Raw genomic sequence first — 23873 nt, 5'->3', positions numbered from 1 at the left:
AGAGCCGCTCGATGATCGTGACGTTGGCGGTCCCGCCGCCTTCACACCGCGGCTGACCGCCGACGCGAGCTACAGCCGCTCGATGATGGTGACGTTGGCGGTCCCGCCGCCTTCACACATCGTCTGCAGGCCGTAGCGGCCGCCGGTGCGCTCGAGTTCGTTGAGCATCGTCGCGAAAAGCTTCGCCCCGGTGGCGCCCAACGGATGGCCGAGCGCGATGCCGCCGCCGTTGGGGTTCACGCGGGCCGGGTCGGCTCCGGTCTCCTTCAGCCAGGCGAGGACCACGGGCGCGAAGGCCTCGTTGATCTCGACGACGTCGATGTCGTCGATGGACAGCCCGGTCTTCTCCAGCGCATAGGCGGTGGCCGGGATCGGCGCCGAGAGCATCATGATCGGATCGTCACCGCGCACCGACAGGTGATGGATCCGCGCACGAGGGGTGAGGCCGTACCGCTCCAACGCCGCCTCCGACACCACCAGCGTGGCCGCGGCACCGTCACAGATCTGCGACGCCACCGCGGCGGTCAGCCTCGACCCCTCCTCGAGCACCGGCAGCGACGCCATCTTCTCCAGCGATGTCTCACGCGGGCACTCGTCCACGGTGCAGTCGCCCAGCGCGACGAGCTCGTTGTCGAAACGCCCGTCGGCGATGGCGGCGCGCGCCCGCTGGTGCGACTGCAACGCCCAGGCCTCCATGTCCTCGCGGCTGATGCCCCACTTCTCGGCCATCATCCCGGCGCCGCGGAACTGCGAGATCTCGGCGTCGCCGAAGCGTTCCTGCCACCCGGTGGAATCGTGGAACGGGTTGCCGAAGCCGTACTGCGTGCCGGCGATCATCGCCGCCGAGATGGGGATGGCGCTCATGTTCTGCAACCCGCCGGCGATGACCACGTCCTGGGTTCCACTCATCACGCCCTGCGCGGCGAAATGGATTGCCTGCTGGGATGATCCGCACTGTCGGTCGACAGTGGTCGCGGGCACGGCCAGCGGCAGACCTGCGGCGAGCCAGGCAGAACGGGCGACGTTGCCCGCCTGCGGCCCGATGGTGTCGACGCAGCCGAACACCACGTCGTCGACGACGTCCGGGTCGATCCCGGTGCGCTCGACAACCGCCTTCATCACGTGGGCACCGAGATCGATCGGGTTCACCTTCGCCAGCGATCCGTTGCGCTTGCCCACCGGCGTGCGCAGGGAATCGACGATGTAGGCCTGCGGTGTGGTCATGGTGTGTGACTCCTCGTGCGGATCAAGCTCGTTGGCTGGAGATCGAGACGATCTCCCCGGTCAGGTACGTGGTGTAGTCGCTGGCGAGCATCGCGATCGTCGCGGCGATCTCCCAGACCTCGGCCGCCCGCCCGTATGCCTCCCGCGAGGCCAGATCGTCGAGCAGTTCCTCGCTGGTCACCTTGGCCAGGAACGGATGCCGGGCGATGGACGGGGCGACGGCGTTGATGCGGACCCCGTACTCCGCGGCCTCCACCGCCGAGCACCGGGTCAGGGCCATGACGCCGGCTTTCGCTGCGGCGTAATGGGACTGGCCGTGTTGCGCGCGCCACCCCAGCACCGAGGCGTTGTTGACGATCACCCCGTTGTGCGGCGCCGCGGCGAAATAGCGCAGTGCGGCCCGGGTCGAGCGGAACGTGCTCGTGAGGGTGATGTCGAGGACGCGGTCCCACTGGTCGTCGGTCATCTCGACGATCGGCGTCTCGCCACCGAGCCCGGCGTTGTTGACCAGCACGTCGATCCGGCCGAGCTCGCGCGCCGCGACGTCGATCAGCCCGTTCACCTGATCGGTCTTCGACACGTCGCAGACCGTCTGTGCAACAGTCTGATCCGGGAACTCCAGAACGAGCTTCTCCACGGTCTCGCCGAGTCGGCGCTCGTGGAAGTCGCTGACGAGGACGTCGGCACCCTCCAACAGCGCCCGGCGCGCCGAGGCGAACCCGATGCCGGTGCCCGCCGCCGCGGTGACGACGACTTTCTTCCCCAGTAGGAGTCCGTGTCCGGGGATCTCCTCCGGCGGTGTCGCCAGGGGCGACAAAGGACGGGGTGAAGTGGTCACTGCCGTGCCTCTCGCGGTAGTCCGAGCACCCGCTCGGCGATGATGTTGCGTTGGACCTCGTTCGAGCCGCCGTAGATGGTGTCGGCGCGCGTGAACAGGAAAAGTCGTTGCCACTCGTCGAGTTCCACCCGGTCGGGTGCGGTGATGTCGTTGGCGACTCCCTCGGTGGTGGCGTCCGGGGCGATCAGGGACGGCGCGCCCTGCACGGCCACCGCCAGCTCACCGAGATCGCGGTGCCAGTTGGCCCACTGCAGCTTCGACACCGACGCCTGCCCACCCGCGCCGCCGGTGTCGACCTCGGCCAGGGTCCGCTCGGCGTGCGCACGCATCACGCGCAGACCCACCCACGAACCGATGATGCGCTGGCGGATCGTCGGATCGCTCGCCGCACCGTTGGACTTCGCGAGCGTCACCACCCGATCGAGTTCACGGGCGAAACCGACCTGTTGGCCGAGTGTGGACACCCCGCGCTCGAACTCGAGCAGCCCCATCGCGACCTTCCACCCGTCGCCGGGCTCGCCGACGATCAGGTCGGCGTCGGTGACCGCGTCGTCGAAGAAGACCTCGTTGAACTCCGAGGTGCCGGTGAGCTGTTGGATGGGGCGCACGGTGATGCCGGGTTGGTCGAGCGGGACGAGCAGGAAACCGAGCCCTTTGTGCCGGCTCGACCCGCGTTCCACACGGCAGAGGACGAAGACCCACTGCGCGACGTGCGCGAGCGAGGTCCACACCTTCTGCCCGTTGATGACCCATCGACCGTCGACGAGCTGCGCGGTCGTCGAGACGTTCGCCAGGTCCGATCCGGCCCCGGGCTCGGAATAGCCCTGCGCCCACAGCTCGGTGACGTCGGCGATGCCCGGCAGGAACCGTTCCTTCTGCGCCTCGGTGCCGAAGGCGATGAGTGTCGGCCCGAGAAGTTCCTCACCGAGGTGATTGACCCGCGCCGGGGCGTTCGCCCGGGCGTACTCGGTGTGGAACAGGATGCGCTGTCCGATGGTCGCGTTGCGCCCGCCGTACTCGGTGGGCCAGCCGAGGCAGGTCCACCCCGATGCGGCGAGGTGCCGATCCCAGGCCAGTCGTTCGGCGAAGAACTCGTGCTCGCTGCCCGGGCCGCCGCGTCCGGCCAGGTGCGCGAAGTCGCCGGTCAGGTTCTCGTCGAGCCAGGACCTCACCGACAGCGCGAAATCCTCCGCGCCACCCGGATACCGCCCCAGGTCGACGCCCCGATCGGCAAGATTGGTCGAGGTCATGCGAGCTAGCGTAACCTACCAAGCGTTTGCTAGGTTTTGCCATGTGACCGACGTGGACCTGGTGCAGACCACGCCGCAGGCACTGCGACGTGCGGCACGCCTGTGGCCCGATCGTGTGGCGATCGTCGACTCACAGTGGGGTGAGGACGTCGAACTCACCTGGTCCGACCTCCTCGAGACGGTCCGTACCTTCGCAGCCGCACTGGTCGGCCAGGGCATCAGGGCGGGCGACCGCGTCGCGATCTGGGCGCCCAACAGCGTGCACTGGCCGATCGCGGCGCTCGGCGCGCATTTCGCCGGTGCGACCCTTGTGCCGGTCAACACCCGCTACACCGCCACCGAGGTCCTCGACGTCCTGGTCCGCACCCACACCCGCGCGCTGGTGGTACCCGCGGACTTCCTGGGCGCCGACCGTCTCGCCGAACTCGCCGCGCTGGCCGACCTGGGCACCGACACCGACCTGATCGCGACCATCCGGATCCGACTCGACGTCGACGACTGCACCCGGGCGGAGCACGGGGTCGACTGGAACGACTTCCTCTCGTCGGCGACCGACGCCGACCGGACCGAGGCCGACGCCCGGGCCGACGCGGTCCGCGGCGACGACGTCTCCGACATCCTGTTCACCTCGGGCACCACCGGACGCAGCAAGGGGGTGGTCGCCGAACATCGCCAATCGGTGGCCGGGGCCCGCGCGTGGGGCGCCAACGGGGCGCTGAGCACCGACGACCGCTACCTGATGGTCAACCCGTACTTCCACACCTTCGGCTACAAGGCCGGCATCCTCGCCTGCACCCTGTTCGGCGTGACGATGCTCCCGCTGGCGGTGTACTCCGCCGAGGCCGCGATGCGGCTGGTCGCGGAACGGCGGGCCACGGTCTTCCCCGGGGCCCCGACGATCTTCCAGACGATCCTCGACGCCGACACCCGCGCCGACCATGACCTGTCGAGCCTGCGGCTGGTCGTCACCGGCGCCGCGATCGTGCCGGTGGTCCTCGTCGAACGCATCCAGCGCGACCTCGGCGTACAGACGGTCATCACCGCGTACGGGCTCAGCGAGACGAGCGGGTTCGTCTCGACCTGCACGCCCGACGACGACGACGAGACGGTGGCGAACACCTGCGGTCGCGCTTTCGCAGGGATGGAGATCGCGCTCTCCGATGCCGGCGAGGTGCTGGCGCGGGGCGACATGGTGATGCGCGGCTACCTCGACGACGCGGCGGCCACGGCCGAGACCATCGACGCCGACGGGTGGCTGCACACCGGCGACATCGGGACCATCGACGAGCGCGGGAACCTGCGCATCACCGATCGACTGAAGGACATGTACATCTGCGGCGGTTTCAACGTCTACCCGGCCGAGGTCGAGCAGACCCTCGTGCGCCTCGACGCGGTCACCGAGGCGGCCGTGATCGGGGTCCCCGACGAACGCCTGGGCGAGGTGGGACGGGCGTACCTCACGCTGCGGAGCGGAGCGTCGATCTCCGAGACGGAGGTCATCTCCCACTGCCGGTCCACACTCGCCAATTTCAAGGTCCCGCGCAGTGTCGTCGTCATCGGCGAATTCCCCCGTAATGCCGCAGGGAAAATTCTCAAACGTGAACTCTCTTCACTGACGTGACGTAAATCATGTTCTTAATTCCCGACATGACATATCAAATCGAAGTTGTCCCGCGAGATTTGTTCGCACAAACAGCTTTTCGTCGCCCAATTCGCGCAAACGACGACGCCCGGCTGCCGTTGTGATCAGGCAACCGGGCGTCGACGCGGACCGGGTGTTCACCCGGCCCACCGTGTATCAGTGTGCGGCGTTGTAGAGCTCCACGATCTCTCCCGAAACACGTCCACGCGCGGAGACGCCGTGGCCGTTACGCCGTGCCCAATCCCGGATGGCCGCGGACTGACCACGATCGGTCGCAGCGGAGGGCGTTGCGCCCTTGCTGCGCCGACGGCCGCCGACACGACGTGCGTGCTCGACCCAGGTGTCGATCTCCGACCGCAGGCGCGCTGCGTTCTTGGTCGAGAGATCGATTTCGTAGGTCACGCCATCGATGCCGAACTCGACGGTTTCATCGGCGGATTTACTGTCGTCGACGTCATCCACAAGGGTGACCGTCACTTTCTTCGCCATGTTTGCCCCATATCGTTGAACATTTCCGAAAGTGATCGGAGCCACAGCCCAGGCATCCCCGGTAAAACGAAAACCCCCAGCGCCAGCCCCCAATCAATCCCCACTGTAACCGGAAATCGACGAATCGACCATGAAAGTCCTGGACGATCTACAAGTTCATTCGTTCGGCTTCACCAGGGGGAACAGAATCGTCTCCCGAATGCCCAATCCGGTCAGCGCCATCAACAGGCGGTCGATACCCATACCGGTGCCGGTGGTCGGAGGCATTCCGTGCTCCATCGCGGTCAGGAATTCCTCGTCGAGGACCATCGCCTCGTCGTCACCGGCCGATGCGAGGCGGGCCTGGTCGGCGAAACGCTCACGCTGGATGACCGGATCGATCAATTCCGAATATCCGGTGGCCAACTCGAAACCGCGGATATAGAGGTCCCATTTCTCGACGACGCCCGGCACAGAGCGGTGATCGCGGGTCAGCGGGGACGTCTCCACCGGGAAGTCACGGACGAACAGCGGCGAGTCGATGTGCTCGCCCACCTGGTTCTCCCACAGCTCCTCGACCAGCTTGCCGTGGCCGTATCCCTTGCCCGAGGGCACATCCAGACCCACGCGACCTGCGATCGAGACCAGGTCGGCGACCGAGGTCTGCGGGGTGATCTCCTCCCCCAGGGCCTCCGAGAGCGACGGGTACATCGACACCGTCGTCCACTCACCGGACAGGTCGTAGGTGCTGCCGTCGGCCATCGTCGGCTCCAGCGTCCCCAGGGCGCGCTGCGACACCTCCTGCACGAGTTCGCGGGTCATCACCGCGGAATCGTCGTAGGTGCCGTACGCCTGATAGGTCTCGAGCATGCCGAATTCCGGCGAGTGGGTGGAATCGACACCTTCGTTCCGGAAATTGCGGTTGATCTCGAAGACCCGTTCCATTCCGCCCACCACGCAGCGCTTGAGGAACAATTCCGGCGCGATGCGCAGATAGAGGTCGATGTCGAGCGCATTCGAATGGGTCACGAACGGGCGTGCGGCGGCACCGCCGGGCTGGGTCTGCAGCATCGGCGTCTCCACCTCCAGGAAAGAGCGATCACGCAGCGCGGAGCGGAGTTCGTGAATCACGGCGATACGGGTCCGAGCGGTCGCCCGCGCCGCGGGACGCACGATGAGGTCGACGTAGCGCTGCCGGACCCGGGACTCCTCGCTGAGCTCCTTGTGGGCGACCGGCAACGGGCGCAGCGCCTTCGACGCCATCTGCCAGGCGTCGGCCATGACGCTCAGTTCGCCGGTCCGCGAGCTGATGACCTCGCCGTGCACGAACACGAAATCGCCGAGGTCGACATCGGACTTCCAGGCGGCGAGGGCCTCTTCGCCCACCCCGTTGAAGCTGATCATGACCTGCAGTTGCGTTCCGTCGCCCTCCTGCAGCGTCCCGAAGCACAGCTTGCCCTTGTTGCGGACGAACATGACCCGGCCCACGACGCCGACGTGGTCCCCGGTGGCGGTGTCGGTCTCCAGATCCGGGTAGAGGCGGCGGATCTCGGCCAGGGAATGGGTGCGCGGGATCGACACCGGATAGGCCTGCACACCGGACGCCAACAACCGCGCGCGCTTCTCCGAACGGATGCGCTGCTGTTCGGGGATCTGGTCGTCCGAGGGGCTGTCGGGTCCGGGCGTTGCCGTTGCGTCACTCACCCGGACGACCCTATCGGCACCTCAGTGCGCAGCGATGATGGCCAGGTCGCGGTGCCCCTGTTCCGACAGCGGCAGGCCCACATGACCGGCCGCCGCGTCGCGACGCGCACGCTCGCGCAGCGCCTCGAGGCCACCGAGCAGGAAGCGGGTGCCCGCGACACCGCGGGCCTGCAGGTGCCACGCCGACCACTCGGCGTCGTGACCGTCGGAGCTGACCAGGATCCAGCGGGCGTCCGACGACGCCAGGCGGAGCGCGTTCACGGACCCGGGGACGAGCCGGTCGAGCAGCACCGACGGGTCGATGGCCAGGGCCCCGGAGATGATGCCGTCGGCGTCACGCTGCCGTTGTGAGCGGATGTCGACCACGCGATGACCGGCGGCAACAGCGGCCACATAGTCGTCGACGGCCACCGACACCATGCGCACGGCGGTGGCGGTGACCGGGGTGTGGGGCCGATACGACACAGCGGAGGGCGCGGCCGATCGGACGGCCGAGTGCGGACGGGAATCGATCAAAAGTGCAGCAGACATGAAAGTCCTCGAATGGAAGAGGCGAGCAGCAGGAATGGCGAGGCGTATCAGCCCCGACAACACTCCAGTGCGCTCTGCGTCATCACGCGGACAAGTGTGCCACACGTACGCGCCCTCGTGTCGAGGACGTCAGCGCTTCTTGGTGCGGGGACCTTCCATCTGCCGCTCGAACACCAGACGCAGTCCCTCGAGGGTCAGATACGGGTGATGCACGGTCAGCGTCTGGCACTCGTCGAAGACCAGTGGGGCGAGATACCCGGTGGCCACGACTGTCACGTCGCGTCCGGAGAAGCCCGCGACGTCGCGCTGCACCCGCGACACCAGTCCGTCGACCTGCCCCGCGAATCCGTAGAGGATGCCGGACTGGAGTGCCTCGACGGTGTTCTTGCCGATCACGCTGCGGGGCGGCAGCAACTCGACCCGGCGCAGCGTCACCGTGCGCACGGCGAGGGCGTCGACGGCGAGGTCGATACCCGGGGCGATGGCGCCGCCGAGGAACTCACCGGCGGCCGAGACCGCGTCGACGAGCGTCGTGGTCCCGAAATCGACGATGATGCAGGCACCCCCGTACGTCGCATGAGCCGCCAGTGCGTTCGCGACGCGGTCGGTGCCGACCTCCTTGGGGTTGTCGACGAGCAACGGCACACCGGTGCGCAGACCGGGCTCGAGCAGCACGTGGGGGCCGGCCCCGAAGTACTTCGACACCATCACCCGCATCTCGCGCAACAGCGATGGCACCGTGGACAACCCGACGACCGACACCACCCGCTCGACATCGGGACCGAGGAGCCCGCGCAGCGACAGCGCGAGCTCGTCGGCGGTCATCTTCGGTTCGGTCCGCATCCGCCAGTCGTGCACCAGCTTCGCGTTCTCGCCCTTGCCCGCGAACACCCCGAGATGGATGTTCGTGTTGCCGACATCGAGTGCGAGGAGCACGTCAGCCCAGGGCCGGTGCGGGCTCGCGGGGATCGAGCAGCCCCGACCCGACCGGCGCGTGCGCCGGGTCGGAACCGAGCTCGTCGATGCGGTTGTGCTCGTCGACGAACACCACCCGCGGTGCGTACTCGCGCACCTCGGCCGGGCTCAGGATGCCGTAGGCGATGATGATGACCAGATCCCCCGGGTGTACGAGATGGGCTGCGGCGCCGTTGATCCCGATGACACCGGAGCCGCGCTCACCGGCGATGGCGTAGGTCTCGAGACGGTTGCCGTTGTCGATGTCGACGATCGTCACCTGCTCGCCCTCGAGCAGATCGGCGGCGTCGAGCAGATCCGCGTCGATGGTCACCGAGCCGACGTAGTGCAGATCGGCCTGGGTCACGGTGGCGCGGTGGATCTTCGACGTCATCATGGTGCGAAACATGTCTACCTCACTCAGATAAGAAGCCGGTGCCGACGGCGACGCCGACGTTGTCGATCAGGCGGGTGGACCCGAGACGTGCGGCGACGAGCAGCCGCCCGTCACCGTGTTCGGGGGCGGGACCGAGATCGGTGCCGCGCACCTCGAGGTAGTCGACCTCGATCTCGGGGGTGTGCGCCAGAACCGCCGACGCGGTGTCGATGATGGCCTGCGCCCCACCCGCCGCGGCGTGAGCGCCCGCCACGAGCGCAGCCGACAGCGTGGTCGCCGCCTCCCGGTGCTCGGGACTGAGATAGGCGTTGCGACTCGACATCGCCAGGCCGTCGGATTCGCGCACCGTGGGGACGCCGACGATGTCGATGCCCATGTTGAGGTCGGTGACCATCTGGCGCACCAACACGAGCTGCTGGTAGTCCTTCTCGCCGAAGAAGGCGGCGTGCGGCGACGCGATGGACAGCAACTTGGCGACGACGGTCAACATCCCGGCGAAATGCGTGGGCCGCGACTGCCCTTCGAGCTCGGCACCGAGCGGACCGGGCATCACCGTGGTGCGCGGGCCGTTCGGGTACATGTCCGCGACGGTCGGCGCGAACACGAGTTCCACCCCGAGGTCGTCGAGGAGGGCGCGGTCGGCGTCGAAGGTACGCGGGTAGGCGTCGAGGTCCTCGCCGGCGCCGAACTGCAGCGGGTTGACGAAGATCGAGACGATGACGACGGTGTTGCCCTGGGACTTGGCCGAGGCCACCAGTTCCCGGTGACCGTCGTGCAGCGCACCCATGGTGGGCACCAGGACGACCCGCTTACCGGTGGCGCGCAGCGCCTTGCTGATCCGGCTGATCTGGGCGGGATCGCGGTGCACGGTCAGCGAACCCGGCACGTACGGGCGGGTGGGTGTGGTCATCTCGCTCACCTTTCGAGCACTTCGATCAGAGCGGCGGGCGCTCGGGTGTAGGACGCGGCACGCAGGGACATGGTGCGGTAGGTCTCGGCGAGCTCGGGATCGGCCTCGCGCAGTGCGGCGAGATGGCCCGCGACCGCGACGGCGTCGCCGCGGGCGACCGGTCCGGTCAGCGCCCGCGGACCCAGTTCGAGGGTGTTCTGCAGGGCGGCCGACACCAGCGGTCCGAGGAGGCGTTCGGGCAGACCCGCCGCGTTCTCGTCGACGAAGTCCTGGCCGGCCAGAGCGATCCGCAGCGCGGCAAGGGAATCGGAGATGAGAGCGACGAGGTGGTTCGCGCCGTGGGCGAGGGCGGCGTGGTAGAGGGTGCGGGCCTCCTCGCGCACGCGGACCGGCTCACCACCCATCTCCAGCACCAGCGTCGATCCGACGGCGTAGCCGATCTCGTCGGCGGCGGTGACACCGAAGCAGGTCGACCGCAGTCGGGTGGTGTCGTCGTCGGTGTCGACGAAGGTCATGGCGGGGTGCAGGGCGAGGGGCGTGACGCCCAGTTCCACCAGCGGCGCCAGGATCCCGATCCCGTGGGCGCCGGCGGTGTGCGCGACGATGGTGCCCCGTCGGACCGCGCCGGATGCGGCCAGGTCGGCGATCACGGCGATGAGCTGGTCGTCGGGGACGCTGATGATGAGCAGTTCCGACCGCGCGGCCACCTCGTCCAGTGGCAGGATCTGCGACTCGGGGAGTCGGCGGGCGACACGGTCGCGAGCGGCGTCCGAGCGGGCGACGACCGCCCCGACGACGTGGTCGGCCGATTCGAGGGCGGCGCCCAACGCGGTGCCGACGCGACCCGCGGAGACGATGCCGACGGTCAGCCGCGCGGGCGCGGGCCAGTTGGCGATGCCCGATGAGGTCACCGATGTCCTCCATTTGCTCGTTCCAGGCCCGAACTCGGGTACCGGACGTTCAGCGCCGAGGATAGGGCGCGGTCGGCGTCCTCAGCCAATCGCTGTGACGCGGCTCACTGCGGACTGTCAGTCCTGCCGACGCCGGCGACCGCCACCGCCGGTTCCCGATCGCAGTTGATCGATCAGCTCGGACACCGACCGGCCGGCCTGATGCGCGCCCGGCTCCGGATCGGGGGCGCGATGACGATCGCTGCGGCTCGGTGTCGGTGTGGCCGCCGGCTCGTCGACCGGCGCCGCGGAGGGTGTGGGCTGCGCCGAAGCCGCGCCGCGACCGTGCCGCCCGCCACCCTGGCTCGCGTGTGACGACACCGGGGGTGTCGGGGTCTCGGTGACGATGTCGGCCACGATGGGGTCGGATGCCGCGATCGGGTCGGCCACGACGGGGTCGGGCACGATCGGCTCCGCGACGACCTCGGCGGGGGCGACCGCCCACTCGTCGGTGGGGGTCTCATCGACGAACGCCGGGACATCGGCGGGTCCCGGGTCGGCCGCGGCCGCACCGTGGCGTGATGACGGCGCCGGACGCGGGGCGCCGCGCAGGCCGTCGTCGTCGGACGTCGGGCCCTGCCCGTCGTCGGTCACCACCGGGATGACCTCGGTGAGGGTGTTGGGCTCGGCGATCGGGACCTGATCGGCACCGACCTCGGGCGCGGTGCTCGCGAAGTCGCGTTCGGCCACGGCACCGTCGTCATAGGCCGCGTCGTCGAAGGCGGGGTCGGACGGGGAGAACGACCCGCTCGACGAGTACGACTCGTCGGATCGCGACTGCGCCCGGTCGAGTTCCCGACGACGCTCGGATCGAAGTGCGGCACGCTGCTCGGGCAGGTCACCGCCGACCAGGAGCTCCAGGCTCGCGCGCAACGCCTCGATCTGGGCCTTGAGCTCGGCGAGTTCCTCGTTGGTCTCGGCGTGCACCTCGCGGCGGACCTGGGTCTCGACACCGAGCTCGTACTGGCGCCGTGCGGTGATCTCGCGTTCGAGCTGCAGTTCGTACACCAGTCGCAGGTCGCGAGCCTTGGACTCGGCCGAATCGGCCTGCCTGCGGAACTTGGTCACCAGGATCGCGCCGATGACCGCGGCCCACAGCGCCGAGATCACCGCGAGACTCGCTGCGATGCTGCGGGAGTTGCTGAACATCATGGCGATGCTGGCGCCGATCGCGAGCGCGAGCAGCAGACCGAGCAACCATTGGGCGGGCCCCCGACGAACGCGGCGGGAATCAGCCGAGCGGCCGGTGGTCGTCATGTCGGTCAACATACCTGCGTTTGTCGGTGCGGCGTGCGAGCCGGTTCGGAGAGTCACGCATTCTCCCCACCTGCGGCGTTCGCACTGCGGTGCAGCTAGACGGCCGATTCGTCGGTGGGATCGTCGGGTGTGCGACAGCAGAACTCGAGCACCAGCGCCGCGACCCCGAGGAGCACCCCGCCGACCAGTCCGATGATCGCGGCGGGCGTGTCGTGGTCGGCCGCCGACGAATCGGTCTGCGCGAGAAGATAGATCAGCAGGCCGACCCACACACCGGTTGCGATCGCGGCCAGGATCGCCGACGCCTTCGCCAACGCGAGAACCCGCGCCGCGGTGAGCGGATGCAGTTGATTGCGGGCGGCGCCCACCTCCGACCGCGACACCCGCAACCGCACCACGATGGCGATGACCACCTCGAGCGCCGCCAGCACGTAGAGCACGATCCCGGCGAGCAGGGGCAGGGGTGGCAACTGCCCGTAGCTGACCCGTACCAGCAGCCAGACGACGACGGCGGTGAACGCCGCGATCCCCAGCAGGTCGCGAATCCGGGTCGGCCCCAATCCCCCCTCGTCCGGGTCGGGTTCGGGTGATGTGCGCAGGTTCCGGCGCCGGGCCATCATCGGGAGCTCGCTTTCGTGTTCTGCGGTCCGTCCCACCGCGGGATGTCCTGTCTCCGCACCCCGGCGCGATCGGAGTCGTCGAGACCGGCGACGAGGTCGGCGACCGACCGGGGTCCGGTCGGGGTCCACAACTGCGCGTCGGGATCGGCGTCGAGCCACGGGATGAGCACGAAGGCCCGCTGGTGGGCTCGCGGATGCGGCAGCGTCAGGACGGGGTCGTCGCTGACCTCGACGCGGCCGTCCACACTCACCGAGACCACGTCCACATCGAGAGTTCTTGGTCCCCATCGCTGTTCCCGGGTGCGGGCGGCGGCGGCCTCGAGGTCGAACCCCTCGTTCAGCCAGTCCATCGGATCGCAGGAGTCGTCCTCGACGACGAGGACGGCGTTGTCGAAGTCGTCCTGGGCCACCGGTCCCCACGGTGGTGTCGCGTACACCGCGGACGCCGCGACGAGGCGATCGGCGAAATGCTCACGCACCGAACACAACAGATCGAGACGGTCACCCATGTTGGACCCGATCGACAGGACCGCTCTACTCATGTCGACGACTCATCGCCGGGATCGTCGCGTCACCACGGCGACGTCGGAGAACGTCAGCGGGATGGGGGCGGACGGCTTGTGCAGCGTCACCTCACAGGCGGCGACGCGGTCATCGGTCATGATGCCGTCGGCGATCTCGGCGCACACGGTCTCGATGAGGTCGCGCGCCGGACCGGCGACGATGTCGGCGGCCCGCTGGGCGAGACCGCCGTAGTCGACGGTGTCGGCGAGGTCATCCGAGGCCGCGGCGGTCCGCAGATCCAGCCACAGGATCAGGTCGACGACGAAGTCCTGACCGTCCCGTCGCTCATGGTCGAAGACGCCGTGGTTGCCGCGAACCGTCAAGCCACGCAGTTCGATTCGGTCGGCCATCACAGGTCCCGTCTGTCGTGTGGAGTGGTCGCTTCCGGCGTGTGGGTGCCCTCAACCATCGACACTCCCCCGGCGTCCACCATCGTTCCACGCCGTGGCCACGGCGATCGCGTCGCAACTCGACGCCACGTCGTGCACGCGCACACCCCAGGCGCCGTTGACCGCGGCCAGCGCACTGATCGCCGCGGTGGCGACCTCGCGGCCGGCCGGTGGCCGCGGGTGTGTACCGCCGGAGAGCAGGGTGCCGAGGAACCGCTTGCGCGATGCCCCGACGAGGACGGGGAACCCGAGCCCCACCAGCGTGGGCAACGCGTTGAGCAGGGCCCAGTTGTGTTCGGCCGCTTTCGCGAACCCCAGACCGGGGTCGAGGATCAGCGCCGCCGGGTCGACGCCCGCACGAACAGCGGCATCGACCTGCGCGAGCAGTTCGCCGCTCACCTCGGCGACCACGTCGCGGTAGCCACCGACATCGTCGACGCGATGGGCGAAGTGGGTGGCGCCGTCGGCCGGGTTCGACACGGGTCGCCAGTGCATCAGGATCCAGGGCACACCGGTCTCGGCGACCACCGAGGCCATGGCGGGGTCTGCCCGGCCGCCGGAGACGTCGTTGACCACCACTGCGCCGGCCTCGATCGCCGCCTGCGCCACCGAGGCGTGCATGGTGTCCACCGACACCGCCACCCCCTCGGCCGAGAGCGCAGCGATGACCGGGACGACGCGTCGGGCCTCCAGATCGGGATCCACCCGGGTCGAGCCGGGACGGGTGGACTCGCCACCGACGTCGATGAGATCGGCGCCGTCGGCCGCGAGCCGACGGCCGTGGGCGATGGCCGCGTCGGCGTCGAGGTAACGGCCGCCGTCGGAGAACGAGTCGGCCGTCACGTTGAGCACGCCCAGGACGCGGGTACGACCGGAGCTCACCGGGCTGACGGCTGCGTTCACGCCGTCAACGGTATGCGCGGTGGACACCGGAATCCGCAGCAGGGCGCTCGGAGCTACCGGGAGATGAGGTCGAGCGCCTCACCGCGGCTGACGGCACTGGTCTTGAAGATGCCGCGGACCGCCGACGTCGTGGTCGACGCACCGGGCTTGCGGATGCCGCGCATCGCCATGCACAGGTGCTCGGCCTCGATGACGACGATGACGCCGCGCGGGTCGAGCTTGCGCACGAGGGCGTCGGCGATCTGCGTGGTCAGCCGCTCCTGCACCTGCGGGCGCTTGGCGTACAGGTCGACGACACGGGCCAGTTTCGACAGCCCTGTCACCTGCCCTGATGCGCCGGGGATGTACCCCACGTGGGCGACCCCGTGGAACGACACCAGGTGGTGCTCGCACGTGGAGTACATCGGGATGTCCTTGACCAGCACCAGCTCGTCGTGGCCCACGTCGAACGTCGTGGCCAGCACGTCATCCGGTTCGGTGTGCAGCCCGCCGAACATCTCCTGGTAGGCGCGCGCCACCCGGGCCGGCGTCTCCTTGAGACCGTCGCGCTCGGGATCCTCGCCGATCGCGACGAGGAGTTCGCGAACCGCGGCCTCGGCTCGCTCGGGGTCGAAGGGTGCGATCGCACCACGGTTCTCGGTTCTGGTCATCAGGAGCTCGCTCTTCTGTGAGTGCCCAAAGGTGAGGTGATCCGTCGCGGCGTGCCGGACGGGGGTGGGACGGGGCGTCAGCGCGGCGGCTGACCCGACCCGTTCTGATCGCGCGGGGGCCACCCCGGTGCCGACCAGCCGTCGGGCGCGCCGTAGTCGGGACGGGTTCCGCCGGCGGGTCCCGCCGGACGGTTCGCGCCGGGGGCGTCGGGGTTCTGGTCGTGCGGGACCGGTGGCGGGGTGGGCTGATGGCCCGGGTTGCCGTACCCCGGCGCCTGGTAGCCGGGAGCGGATCCGCCCTGCGGGTAACCGGGGTATCCCTGTCCGTGGCCGGGCTGGTTGTGTCCGTTGGGCCCGTAACCGTTCTGGTTGTCGGGACCGTAGCCGTTCTGGCCGTACCCGTTCTGCCCCTGGCCGTTCGGGCCGTACCCGTTCGGACCGTACCCATTGGGGCCGTACCCGTTGGGACCGTATCCGTTCGGCTGACCGTTGGGGCCGTAGCCGTTCGGCTGACCGTTCTGGCCGTAGCCGTTGTGGCCGTCGGATCCGTACGGGTTCGGCTGGGCCGATCCCGCACCGACGGTCTCCTTCACCAGGCGCGGTGCCGGCTCGGGGGGCCACGGCTCGCCGCGCTCGATGGCCAGCTCACCCGGGGTCTTCACCGGGGGCTTGTCACTGGGCGTGCGGTCGCCGAACTCGTTGAACGTCGTGATGCGCGGACGCTTCTCCACGGTGGAGAAGATGACCTCGAGATCCTTGCGGGTCAGCGTCTCGCGTTCGAGCAGCTGGGTCGCGAGATCGTCGAGGGTGTCGCGGTACTCGTTGAGGATCGCCCACGCCTCGGTGTGCGCGGCCTCGATGAGACGACGGACCTCGTCGTCGATCTCGGCGGCGACCTCGGTGGAGTACGACGCCTGTGCGCCCATCGAGCGGCCCAGGAACGGATCGCCCTGCTCCTGGCCGTAGTGGACGGCGCCGAGCTTGGCGCTCATGCCGTACTCGGTGACCATCGCTCGGGCGATCTTGGTCGCCTGGTCGATGTCGGAGGACGCACCCGTGGTCGGCTCGTGGAACACGAGTTCCTCGGCGGCGCGCCCGCCCATCGCCATCACCAGACGGGCGATCATCTCCGAGCGCGTCATCAGGTCCTTGTCCTGCTCCGGCACGGCCAGGGCGTGTCCGCCGGTGCGGCCGCGGGCGAGGATGGTGACCTTGTAGATCGGGTCGAGATCGGGCATCGCCCACGCGGCGAGGGTGTGGCCACCCTCGTGGTAGGCCACGATCTTCTTCTCCTGCTCGCTGATGATGCGGCTCTTGCGACGCGGTCCGCCCACGACACGGTCCACCGACTCCTCGAGCAGTTCGGCGGTGATCGTCGTGCGGTTCTCGCGAGCGGCCAGCAGAGCGGACTCGTTGATGACGTTGGCCAGGTCGGCGCCGGACATGCCGGGGGTGCGCTTGGCCAGACCGTCGAGATCGGCGTCGGCGTCGATCGGCTTGCCCGCGGCGTGCACCTTCAGGATCGCCTTGCGGCCGGCGATGTCGGGGTTGCCCACCGGGATCTGCCGGTCGAAGCGACCGGGACGCAACAGCGCCGGGTCGAGGATGTCGGGACGGTTGGTCGCGGCGATCAGGATGACGCCGGAACGCTCGCCGAAGCCGTCCATCTCCACCAGCAGCTGGTTGAGCGTCTGCTCACGTTCGTCGTGTCCGCCGCCGAGACCGGCCCCGCGCTGGCGACCGACCGCGTCGATCTCGTCGACGAAGATGATGCAGGGGCTGTTGTTCTTGGCCTGTTCGAACAGGTCGCGCACGCGTGATGCACCGACACCGACGAACATCTCGACGAAGTCCGAGCCGGAGATGGTGAAGAACGGCACGCCCGCCTCGCCGGCGACGGCTCGCGCGAGCAGCGTCTTACCGGTTCCGGGAGGGCCGTAGAGCAGGACACCGCGCGGGATCTTGGCGCCGAGCGCCTGGTAGCGGGCGGGGTTCTGCAGGAAGTCCTTGATCTCGTAGAGCTCCTCGACCGCCTCGTCGGCACCGGCGACGTCGGCGAACGTGGTCTTCGGGTGGTCCTTGGAGAGCTGCTTGGCCTTGGACTTGCCGAAGCCCATGATCCCGCCCTTGCCACCACCCTGCATGCGGCTCATCACGAAGAAGAAGAGCCCGAACAGCAGGATCATCGGGATGATGAAGATCAGCATCTGCCACAGGACCGACTCCTGGGTGACGTTGGTCTGATACTTCGCGCCCGACTTGGTGACGCTGTCGAAGACGAACTCACTCGACCGCGCCGGGTACTTCGCGGTGATCTTCTTGGCCCCGTCGACCTCGTCCTTCAACGTGATGCGGATCGCCTGTTCGCGATCGTCGATCTGCACCTCGGAGGCGTTGCGGGTGTTCAGCTGGGTCAGCGCGACCGAGGTGTCGACACTCTTGTACTCGCGGTCACCGCCACGCAGAACGGTGAAACCCCAGATCGCGAGCACGATCACGGCAACAATGGCCAAATTGCGGAAAACAGTCTTTCGATTCATTGCACGTCCCAGCCGGCGCCGGCGCGTCCCTTCGAAGTCGGTACACCTGACATAACAGGCTACCTGTCAACGTCGGCGCGCGGCGTCGCGTTCCCGAGCTGCACCTGCGCAGGTGGCGGCGGGTGCCTGCGGTCCGGATCAGCGATCGCTTACCGTGATCGTCATGGCACGGACAATCGCGAAGAACACCACCGTCGACCGCGACGGACTGCTCGAGTTCATCAGGCCGCGGCACCAGCTGATCCTGGTGACCACGCGGTCCGACGGCAGCCCGCAGCTCTCCCCGGTCACCGGAGGTGTCGACGCCGACGGCCGGATCGTCATCTCGACCTATCCGGGTCGCGCCAAGACCCGCAACGCCCAGGACCGACCGGTGGTGTCGGTGCTGGTGCTCTCGGATGCGTTCAACGACGCGTGGGTGCAGGTCGACGGCACCGCCGAGGTGCTGCACCAGCCCGAGGCACTCGACGCGCTGGTCGACTACTTCCGGTCGATCTCCGGCGAACACCCCGACTGGGACGAGTACCGGGAGGCGATGGCCACACAGGACAAGTCGCTGATCCGCATCACACCCACTCGCTGGGGCCCGGTGGCCACCGGTGGTTTCCCGGCCGACGTCGCGGCGAAGCTCGACGGCTGAGATCTCCCACGGGTGCGGTGAGACGAGCCGTCCGGTGAGCGATCGCAGGTTCGCCGCACGAGACGTCCTCGGCGGCGCCTCCCCCGAACCGGCCCTGCGTCTCGGGATCGCGGTCCAGACCGTCGCGTTCGGTCTCATCGGGATCCTGGCGACGTTCAGCCCAGCGGGACCGCAGGGGACCGTGGCCACCACGCTCGTCTACCTGGTGTGCGCGACCACCGTTCCCGCGGCCGTGGTGATCAGCCGGGCCCGGTTCCTCGACGACTGGTGGGCGCGCACCTCACGGGTGAACAGCGGCTTCATCGTCTACGCCGAGATCGGCGTCACCACGGTGCTGCTCACCTTCGCCGACGCCTCGGTCGCGATCGTCGGGGCCGGACTCCTGGCTCTCGTCGGTGCGTGCGCCGCACACTTCTCGAACCCGCTTCTGCTGCGCTTCCATGTCGTGTGGAGCACGGCGACCGTCCTCGTCCTGATGACGCGTGCGCTCGTCGACGGGGCCGACGACCCGGTCGCGCTCGTCGCGCAGGCGGTGGTGATCATCCTGGTGGTCAACGGTGCGGTCTTCCTGCTCTCGGCGTTCTCCGCGGCCGTCCTGGCGTCCACCCGCCTCCACCTGTCCGACGCGGTCACCGATCCGCTGACCGGGCTGCTCAACCGTCGCGGCATCGAATCGCACGCCGCAGGCAGCATCGGTGTCGGGGACCCGGCCCCCTTCCTGGTGCTCATCGACATCGACGACTTCAAGCTCGTCAACGACACCCACGGGCACGCGGCGGGCGATGACGTGCTGCGCCTGGTCGCCATCCGGCTGACCGTCGCCGCCGGCGCCGGCGCGGTGGTCTCGCGTCACGGGGGCGACGAGTTCGTCGTGCTCGCCGACGACGCGTCGCCGGACCTGTTCGGTTACGCAGAGCGCCTGCGGACGAGTCTGACCCACGAGCACGACGCCGTCGTGATCACCGCCAGCGCCGGCGCGTGTGCGTCGCGTGCCGACCGGTCGGATCCGGCGGCGGCGTTCGCCGCGGCACTGGCCGCGGCCGACACCGCGATGTACCGCGCGAAGTCGTTGGGGCGAAACCGGACCGAACTGGCCTGAACGGTCACAGGCTGGACGCACCCACCGCCGACGACGCACCGAGGAGTACTGGGATGACCTTCTTCATCTGCACCACCTGCGCGGTCCAGTTCGACGATCGCGACCGCCCGCCGGAGTCGTGCCCGGTGTGCTCGGACCCCCGGCAGTACGTTCCCGCCGCCGGTCAGCGGTGGACGACGCTCGAGGAGATCCGGCGTGATCACACCACTGAGGTGGCACCGCAGGGCGACCTGATCGGCATCGGCCCGCGCGGCGGTCCCGGCATCGGACAGCGTGCGCTGCTGGTCCCGTGGGGCGAGACCAACCTGCTGTGGGACTGCGTGGCGCTGCTCGACGAACAGACCGCGGTCGAGATCGAGCGGCGCGGCGGGTTGGGCGGGATCGCGATCTCGCATCCGCACTTCTACTCGACCATGGTGGAGTGGGCGCATCGGTTCGACTGCCCGATCCATCTGCCGCGCACCGACGCCGAGTGGATCATGCGACCCGACCCGGCCATCCGACTGTGGGACGGCGATCGACTCGATCTCGGCCACGGCGTGAGTCTGCATCGGCTCGGTGGTCACTTCCCGGGCTCGTCGGTCCTGGTGCAGGAACACGGCAGCGACGGACGGGGCACTCTGCTCAGCGGCGACCTGCCGTTGCCCGCGCAGGACCGACGCTGGGTGTCGTTCATGTGGAGCTACCCGAACATGATCCCGCTCCCGGACCACGAGGTCCGGCGGATCGCCGACGTGCTGGCCGAGATCAGCTTCGAGACATTGCATTCCGCATTCTGGGGCGACCCCGTGACCGACGCGTCCGAGGTCGTGGCGAGATCGGCGCGACGGTATTGCGCCGCACTCGAACGCGTGGGTGCGGGCTGAGACCGCGACGGTCTGGCGGGCTCAGTGGTGACACACGGCCTCGACGTTGTGCCCGTTCGGATCCCGGAGGAACACCGCGTAGTAGCCGGGGTGGTACTCGGGCCATTCCCGCGGCGCGTGCAGGACCTGGGCACCGGCCGATTCCGCGGCCGCGTGCACGGCGTCGACCGTCGGCCGGTCCGGCGCGACGAACGCGAAGTGGTTCTCCCGAGCCCCCACCGCGGGGTCGGCGGGCGGGGCGAGCGGGCTCAGCCAGAACGCGGGTGGACCGTCGGTGGCGAACCCGATCACCGGGCCGTCGGGGGTCGGGATCCGCACGGCCTCGCTGAACCCGAGCGGGCCGAACACCTGCAGGTACCACGATGCCGAGGCCTCGACGTCGGCCGCCTGGACACCGAAATGATCGATCATGGGCGCGATGATGCCACCCGAATCGGACATCGTCAGGAGAAATCGTCCCACCGGTCGGTGCAGACGAGTTCCGACAACGGACGCTCGTGCGCCCAGCCGGTCTCGACCAGCATCGGCTGGGTGTAGAACTCCGGCACCGGCCCCAGACACAGCACGGCCACCGGTTCGGCGCCGGCGGGCATGCCGAGGAGATCGGCGAGCGCGAGGGGGTCGAACAGCGAGACCCACCCCATCCCGTAGCCCTCCGCACGCGCGGCCAGCCACAGGTTCTGGATCGCGCAGGAGACCGACGCCAGATCCATCTGCGGCATCGTGCGGCGTCCGAACACATGTCGGTCGCGATCGTCACCGAGGGCGACGACGAGCAACTCGGCGCATTCGAGAATGCCCTCGACCTTCAGGGCCATGAACTCGTCGGCGCGTTCGCCGAGGGCCTCGGCGGTGGCCCGACGCTCGGCGTCGACGAGATCGTGGATGCCGCCGCGCACGGCCGGGTCGACGATCCGCAGGAATCGCCACGGCTGCATGAGACCCACACTCGGCGCGTGGTGCGCGGCGCCGAGGAGACGGGCCAGCACGTCGTCGGGGACGCGGCCGCCTGCGAAGTGCCGCATGTCGCGACGTTGGGCGATCGCCCGGTAGACCGCGTCGCGGTCGGCGGGCGGGAAGGCCGCGGTGCTCACGCCTGCGTGGCGAAACCCGGGGCCACACGCGGCCACGGATGGGCGCTCTCGAGCTGGGCCGCGACGCCCAGGAGTACGGGCTCGCTGCCCGGGCGTCCCACGAGGTGCACGGCCATCGGGGTGCCGGAGGTCGGGTGCACCCCGAACGGCACCGACATCGCCGGCCATCCGAGGACGTTGAACAACCCCGCGAACGGGGCGTAGGAGACGTTGGCCAGCATGTTCGCGGCCCAGCCCTTCTCACTCCATCGCGCGGCGCGGATCGGCGGGCGGGCCAGCGTCGGTGTCATGATCAGCTCGGCGCCCACCGACTCGAGGTAGCGCTCGACCGAGGCGATCAGCGCCGTCTTCTGCGAGTCGCGCACGAGGCCGCGTCGGTTGACCTGGTGTCCGAGCGCGACGTGTCGCCGACTTCGCTTCTGCAGCAGTGAGATGTCGCCGCCCTGGGCGGCGATGTCGTCGGCATCGGCGGCTGCGCCACCGACCCACCGCAACAGCAACGGCGCCGGGTTCTTCGGATACGGCAACGGACTGGTGGTCACCTGATGACCGATCCCGGTCAGCACCTGCCCGGCCCGCGACAACGCCGCGGCCCAGTGCTGGTCGGTGGAACCGATCGCGAGCGGGAAATTGTCGGCGAGTGCGATGCGCACCGGCGTCTGGTCGGTGCCCGCGCCGGCCTCGGCGAGGGACATGTCGTCGGCCATGACGGCGAGCATCAGCGCGGCGTCGGCGACGGTGGTGGCCAGCGGCCCGTTCTCGGCCATTCCGTACCACCCGTTACCGCCGGGCTGCGGGGGAACGACGCCGGGTCCGGGCTTGATCCCGAACAGACCGCAGTCCGCCGCGGGGATTCGGATCGAGCCGAGTCCGTCGTTTCCGTGTGCGATGAGGACCTGTCCGCTGGCGACGGCGGCGGCCGAACCACCCGACGATCCGCCGGGGGTCAGGTCGCGGTTCCAGGGGTTGCGGGTGATGGTGTCCGGGGAATCGGTCGCACCGAACAGGCAGAGTTCGGGAACAGCGGTGAGGCCGACGACGATCGCGCCGCCCGCCCGGAGCCGCGCGACGAGGACGTGGTCGGCGGCCTGGGGCGAATCGGGGGTGGCACGCGATCCGATCCGCATGGGTTCGCCGCTCACCGCGACGTTGTCCTTGATGGCGATCGGGACCCCGGCCAGCGGCAGGCTCGCCAGGTCGGGACGCGTCGCGAGTTCTGCGGCCTCGGAGCGGGCACGCCGGGCCCGGACGGTGACGAACGCGCCGACCCGCGAGTCACGCTCGACGATGCGATCGATGGCGGCGTCGACCGTCTGCTGCGGGGTGATGCGTCCCGCCGCGACGTCGGCGGCGAGCTCGATCGCGGTGCTCATCCCGTGTACACCTGCGGGTCCAGACGACCGATGTACGGCAGGTCGCGATAACGCTCGGCGTAATCGAGTCCATACCCGACGACGAATTCGTTCGGGATGTCGAACCCGATGTCGGCGACCTCGACCTGGGTGCGCACGGCGTCGGGTTTACGCAGCAATGTGCACACCGCGATGGATTTCGGTTGACGCGAGCTGAGGTTCTTCATCAGCCACGACAGGGTCAACCCGGAGTCGATGATGTCCTCGACGATCAACACGTCGCGGCCCGCGATGTCACGGTCGAGATCCTTCAGGATCCGGACGACGCCCGACGACGATGTCGCCGAGCCATACGAACTGACCGCCATGAACTCGAGCTGGGTGGGAATCGGCAGCGCACGGGCGAAATCGGTCATGAACATGACCGCACCCTTCAGCACGCCGATGAGGATCAGGTCCTCGTCGATGCCCGCGTACCGCGCCCCGACTGTCTGCGCTAGTTCGTGTGTGCGCTGCTTGATCTGCGCTTCGGTGACGACGACCGCTTCGATGTCGTCGCCGTAGGGATGCGCTCGGAGTAGATCACCGTTGTCGGTCACCCGTGAAGCCCTTTCGCGAATGGACAAGCCTCGCGCCCGCCGGTGTGTTACGAGCTTGCCATGCGATGCCCCGCCCGCGAAGAGCGGGCATCGGGCCGAGAGCACACCGCTGTGCGGCGGCGGGGGTCCGCGGACGTGCGGACGGGGCCGCGCGGCGGCCGTGAGGCGCCCGACCAGCGGATTACGGATACATCACAAAACAATCACGGGAATTTGTAGGGATCACCATCGTCGCCCCATTTCATGACGCTAATATCGCCTTGCCCCTACTACCCGGACGAATGCACGAGATGGTTCTCATTGCAACGAACAGGGAATTCGTTGCCGATAGACACAATGTGTCGATCGAACAGATGACCGTCACGGGGGGTGCGCTGATTCCGGATAGCTCTACGAATTGAACGGAATCTCCCCTATGAACGTACGCAAAGC

General features: G+C 68.8%; 25 protein-coding genes. 4 read left to right on the top strand and 21 right to left on the bottom strand.

Annotated features, from left to right (window positions below; all coding sequences use genetic code 11):
• Positions 1-69 precede the first annotated feature (69 nt).
• From JHC79_RS01900 to JHC79_RS01890, 3 genes are read right to left on the bottom strand one after another with little or no spacing between them, the layout of a single operon-like run.
• A complete protein-coding gene (locus JHC79_RS01900) occupies positions 70-1224 on the bottom strand; it encodes an acetyl-CoA C-acetyltransferase (RefSeq protein ID WP_296388173.1) in 1155 nt (384 codons plus the stop codon).
• A gap of 22 nt (positions 1225-1246) precedes the next feature.
• Positions 1247-2062 carry an SDR family oxidoreductase gene (locus tag JHC79_RS01895; RefSeq protein ID WP_296388172.1) on the bottom strand — a complete coding sequence of 272 codons (816 nt, stop codon included), beginning with the start codon at positions 2060-2062 and terminating at the stop codon, positions 1247-1249.
• Positions 2059-3312, bottom strand: coding sequence for an acyl-CoA dehydrogenase family protein (locus JHC79_RS01890; RefSeq protein WP_296388171.1), 1254 nt, complete (start codon positions 3310-3312; stop codon positions 2059-2061). Before JHC79_RS01890 ends, JHC79_RS01895 begins: the two co-directional genes overlap by 4 nt.
• Positions 3313-3364: 52 nt before the next feature.
• Between JHC79_RS01890 and JHC79_RS01885 the strand changes: the two genes are divergently transcribed.
• On the top strand, positions 3365-4933 hold the full coding sequence (locus JHC79_RS01885; protein ID WP_296388229.1) for a FadD3 family acyl-CoA ligase: 1569 nt from the start codon (positions 3365-3367) through the stop codon (positions 4931-4933).
• Positions 4934-5110: 177 nt separating this feature from the next.
• Here JHC79_RS01885 and JHC79_RS01880 read toward each other — a convergent pair whose 3' ends face one another.
• The 14 genes from JHC79_RS01880 to ftsH all read right to left on the bottom strand — a co-directional run bounded on the left by JHC79_RS01880 (position 5111) and on the right by ftsH (position 17791).
• Positions 5111-5443: an Lsr2 family protein gene (locus tag JHC79_RS01880; RefSeq protein WP_296388228.1), complete on the bottom strand. Its 333-nt coding sequence runs from the start codon at positions 5441-5443 to the stop codon at positions 5111-5113.
• 156 nt (positions 5444-5599) lie between these two features.
• Complete coding sequence (gene lysS, locus JHC79_RS01875) at positions 5600-7126, bottom strand: lysine--tRNA ligase (RefSeq protein ID WP_296388170.1); 1527 nt, start codon at positions 7124-7126, stop codon at positions 5600-5602.
• A gap of 21 nt (positions 7127-7147) precedes the next feature.
• Positions 7148-7657: a rhodanese-like domain-containing protein gene (locus tag JHC79_RS01870; protein WP_296388169.1), complete on the bottom strand. Its 510-nt coding sequence runs from the start codon at positions 7655-7657 to the stop codon at positions 7148-7150.
• Positions 7658-7786: 129 nt separating this feature from the next.
• A complete protein-coding gene (locus tag JHC79_RS01865; RefSeq protein WP_296388168.1) occupies positions 7787-8593 on the bottom strand; it encodes a type III pantothenate kinase in 807 nt (268 codons plus the stop codon).
• Between the two features lies 1 nt (position 8594).
• Positions 8595-9020: an aspartate 1-decarboxylase gene (panD, locus tag JHC79_RS01860; protein ID WP_296388167.1), complete on the bottom strand. Its 426-nt coding sequence runs from the start codon at positions 9018-9020 to the stop codon at positions 8595-8597.
• A 7-nt stretch (positions 9021-9027) separates the two neighbouring features.
• Positions 9028-9918 (bottom strand): pantoate--beta-alanine ligase, encoded by an 891-nt coding sequence (gene panC, locus JHC79_RS01855; protein ID WP_296388166.1) that lies wholly within the window; start codon positions 9916-9918, stop codon positions 9028-9030.
• 5 nt (positions 9919-9923) lie between these two features.
• Positions 9924-10829: a DUF2520 domain-containing protein gene (locus tag JHC79_RS01850; RefSeq protein WP_296388165.1), complete on the bottom strand. Its 906-nt coding sequence runs from the start codon at positions 10827-10829 to the stop codon at positions 9924-9926.
• A 117-nt stretch (positions 10830-10946) separates the two neighbouring features.
• On the bottom strand, positions 10947-12125 hold the full coding sequence (locus tag JHC79_RS01845; protein ID WP_296388164.1) for a DUF6779 domain-containing protein: 1179 nt from the start codon (positions 12123-12125) through the stop codon (positions 10947-10949).
• 95 nt (positions 12126-12220) lie between these two features.
• Positions 12221-12745, bottom strand: coding sequence for a DUF3180 domain-containing protein (locus JHC79_RS01840; RefSeq protein ID WP_296388163.1), 525 nt, complete (start codon positions 12743-12745; stop codon positions 12221-12223).
• Positions 12742-13287 carry a 2-amino-4-hydroxy-6-hydroxymethyldihydropteridine diphosphokinase gene (gene folK / locus JHC79_RS01835; protein ID WP_296388162.1) on the bottom strand — a complete coding sequence of 182 codons (546 nt, stop codon included), beginning with the start codon at positions 13285-13287 and terminating at the stop codon, positions 12742-12744. The genes JHC79_RS01840 and folK overlap by 4 nt, the downstream gene beginning before the upstream one ends.
• 9 nt (positions 13288-13296) lie before the next feature.
• The gene (gene folB / locus JHC79_RS01830) at positions 13297-13659 is read right to left on the bottom strand and encodes a dihydroneopterin aldolase (RefSeq protein ID WP_296388161.1); all 363 of its coding nucleotides are present in this window, start codon (positions 13657-13659) and stop codon (positions 13297-13299) included.
• A gap of 51 nt (positions 13660-13710) precedes the next feature.
• A complete protein-coding gene (gene folP / locus JHC79_RS01825) occupies positions 13711-14601 on the bottom strand; it encodes a dihydropteroate synthase (protein ID WP_296388160.1) in 891 nt (296 codons plus the stop codon).
• Positions 14602-14654: 53 nt separating this feature from the next.
• The gene (folE, locus tag JHC79_RS01820) at positions 14655-15251 is read right to left on the bottom strand and encodes a GTP cyclohydrolase I FolE (protein WP_296388159.1); all 597 of its coding nucleotides are present in this window, start codon (positions 15249-15251) and stop codon (positions 14655-14657) included.
• 77 nt (positions 15252-15328) lie between these two features.
• A complete protein-coding gene (ftsH, locus tag JHC79_RS01815; protein WP_296388158.1) occupies positions 15329-17791 on the bottom strand; it encodes an ATP-dependent zinc metalloprotease FtsH in 2463 nt (820 codons plus the stop codon).
• Between the two features lie 163 nt (positions 17792-17954).
• On the opposite strand from ftsH, the gene JHC79_RS01810 reads away from it, so the two are divergent.
• Genes JHC79_RS01810 through JHC79_RS01800 form a run of 3 tightly spaced genes read left to right on the top strand, consistent with a single transcriptional unit; the run spans position 17955 to position 20396 of the window.
• Positions 17955-18431 carry a PPOX class F420-dependent oxidoreductase gene (locus JHC79_RS01810; RefSeq protein ID WP_296388157.1) on the top strand — a complete coding sequence of 159 codons (477 nt, stop codon included), beginning with the start codon at positions 17955-17957 and terminating at the stop codon, positions 18429-18431.
• 34 nt (positions 18432-18465) lie between these two features.
• The gene (locus tag JHC79_RS01805; RefSeq protein WP_296388156.1) at positions 18466-19530 is read left to right on the top strand and encodes a GGDEF domain-containing protein; all 1065 of its coding nucleotides are present in this window, start codon (positions 18466-18468) and stop codon (positions 19528-19530) included.
• Between the two features lie 53 nt (positions 19531-19583).
• Positions 19584-20396, top strand: coding sequence for a hypothetical protein (locus JHC79_RS01800; protein ID WP_296388155.1), 813 nt, complete (start codon positions 19584-19586; stop codon positions 20394-20396).
• A 21-nt stretch (positions 20397-20417) separates the two neighbouring features.
• On the opposite strand, the gene JHC79_RS01795 is transcribed toward JHC79_RS01800, so the two are convergent.
• The 4 genes from JHC79_RS01795 to hpt are packed head-to-tail and all read right to left on the bottom strand — an operon-like array spanning position 20418 to position 23441.
• Positions 20418-20807, bottom strand: coding sequence for a VOC family protein (locus JHC79_RS01795; protein WP_296388154.1), 390 nt, complete (start codon positions 20805-20807; stop codon positions 20418-20420).
• 32 nt (positions 20808-20839) lie between these two features.
• Positions 20840-21490 carry a 5,6-dimethylbenzimidazole synthase gene (bluB, locus tag JHC79_RS01790; protein ID WP_296388153.1) on the bottom strand — a complete coding sequence of 217 codons (651 nt, stop codon included), beginning with the start codon at positions 21488-21490 and terminating at the stop codon, positions 20840-20842.
• The gene (locus JHC79_RS01785) at positions 21487-22863 is read right to left on the bottom strand and encodes an amidase family protein (RefSeq protein ID WP_296388152.1); all 1377 of its coding nucleotides are present in this window, start codon (positions 22861-22863) and stop codon (positions 21487-21489) included. Before JHC79_RS01785 ends, bluB begins: the two co-directional genes overlap by 4 nt.
• Entirely contained in the window at positions 22860-23441 is a 582-nt protein-coding gene (gene hpt, locus JHC79_RS01780; protein ID WP_296388151.1) for a hypoxanthine phosphoribosyltransferase, read from the bottom strand. Before hpt ends, JHC79_RS01785 begins: the two co-directional genes overlap by 4 nt.
• Positions 23442-23873: the final 432 nt, after the last annotated feature.

Origin of the sequence: Williamsia sp. (assembly GCF_016462415.1) — a bacterium.
In the GTDB taxonomy this organism is placed as follows: Bacteria; Actinomycetota; Actinomycetes; order Mycobacteriales; family Mycobacteriaceae; genus Williamsia_A.
The sequence above is the reverse complement of the archived record's forward strand: the minus strand, read 5'-3'. Positions and strand labels throughout refer to the sequence as shown.

Bases quoted from the DNA above. Each gene is read 5' to 3' on its own strand.
- JHC79_RS01900 (WP_296388173.1), bottom strand. From the start codon at position 1,224: ATGACCACACCGCAGGCCTACATCGTCGATTCCCTGCGCACGCCGGTG.
- JHC79_RS01800 (WP_296388155.1), top strand. From the start codon at position 19,584: ATGACCTTCTTCATCTGCACCACCTGCGCGGTCCAGTTCGACGATCGC.
- JHC79_RS01810 (WP_296388157.1), top strand. From the start codon at position 17,955: ATGGCACGGACAATCGCGAAGAACACCACCGTCGACCGCGACGGACTG.
- panD (WP_296388167.1), bottom strand. From the start codon at position 9,020: ATGTTTCGCACCATGATGACGTCGAAGATCCACCGCGCCACCGTGACC.
- JHC79_RS01785 (WP_296388152.1), bottom strand. From the start codon at position 22,863: ATGAGCACCGCGATCGAGCTCGCCGCCGACGTCGCGGCGGGACGCATC.
- folK (WP_296388162.1), bottom strand. From the start codon at position 13,287: ATGAGTAGAGCGGTCCTGTCGATCGGGTCCAACATGGGTGACCGTCTC.
- panC (WP_296388166.1), bottom strand. From the start codon at position 9,918: ATGACCACACCCACCCGCCCGTACGTGCCGGGTTCGCTGACCGTGCAC.
- JHC79_RS01880 (WP_296388228.1), bottom strand. From the start codon at position 5,443: ATGGCGAAGAAAGTGACGGTCACCCTTGTGGATGACGTCGACGACAGT.
- ftsH (WP_296388158.1), bottom strand. From the start codon at position 17,791: ATGAATCGAAAGACTGTTTTCCGCAATTTGGCCATTGTTGCCGTGATC.
- JHC79_RS01840 (WP_296388163.1), bottom strand. From the start codon at position 12,745: ATGATGGCCCGGCGCCGGAACCTGCGCACATCACCCGAACCCGACCCG.
- JHC79_RS01845 (WP_296388164.1), bottom strand. From the start codon at position 12,125: ATGACGACCACCGGCCGCTCGGCTGATTCCCGCCGCGTTCGTCGGGGG.
- JHC79_RS01890 (WP_296388171.1), bottom strand. From the start codon at position 3,312: ATGACCTCGACCAATCTTGCCGATCGGGGCGTCGACCTGGGGCGGTAT.
- folE (WP_296388159.1), bottom strand. From the start codon at position 15,251: ATGACCAGAACCGAGAACCGTGGTGCGATCGCACCCTTCGACCCCGAG.
- JHC79_RS01870 (WP_296388169.1), bottom strand. From the start codon at position 7,657: ATGTCTGCTGCACTTTTGATCGATTCCCGTCCGCACTCGGCCGTCCGA.
- JHC79_RS01795 (WP_296388154.1), bottom strand. From the start codon at position 20,807: ATGATCGATCATTTCGGTGTCCAGGCGGCCGACGTCGAGGCCTCGGCA.
- folB (WP_296388161.1), bottom strand. From the start codon at position 13,659: ATGGCCGACCGAATCGAACTGCGTGGCTTGACGGTTCGCGGCAACCAC.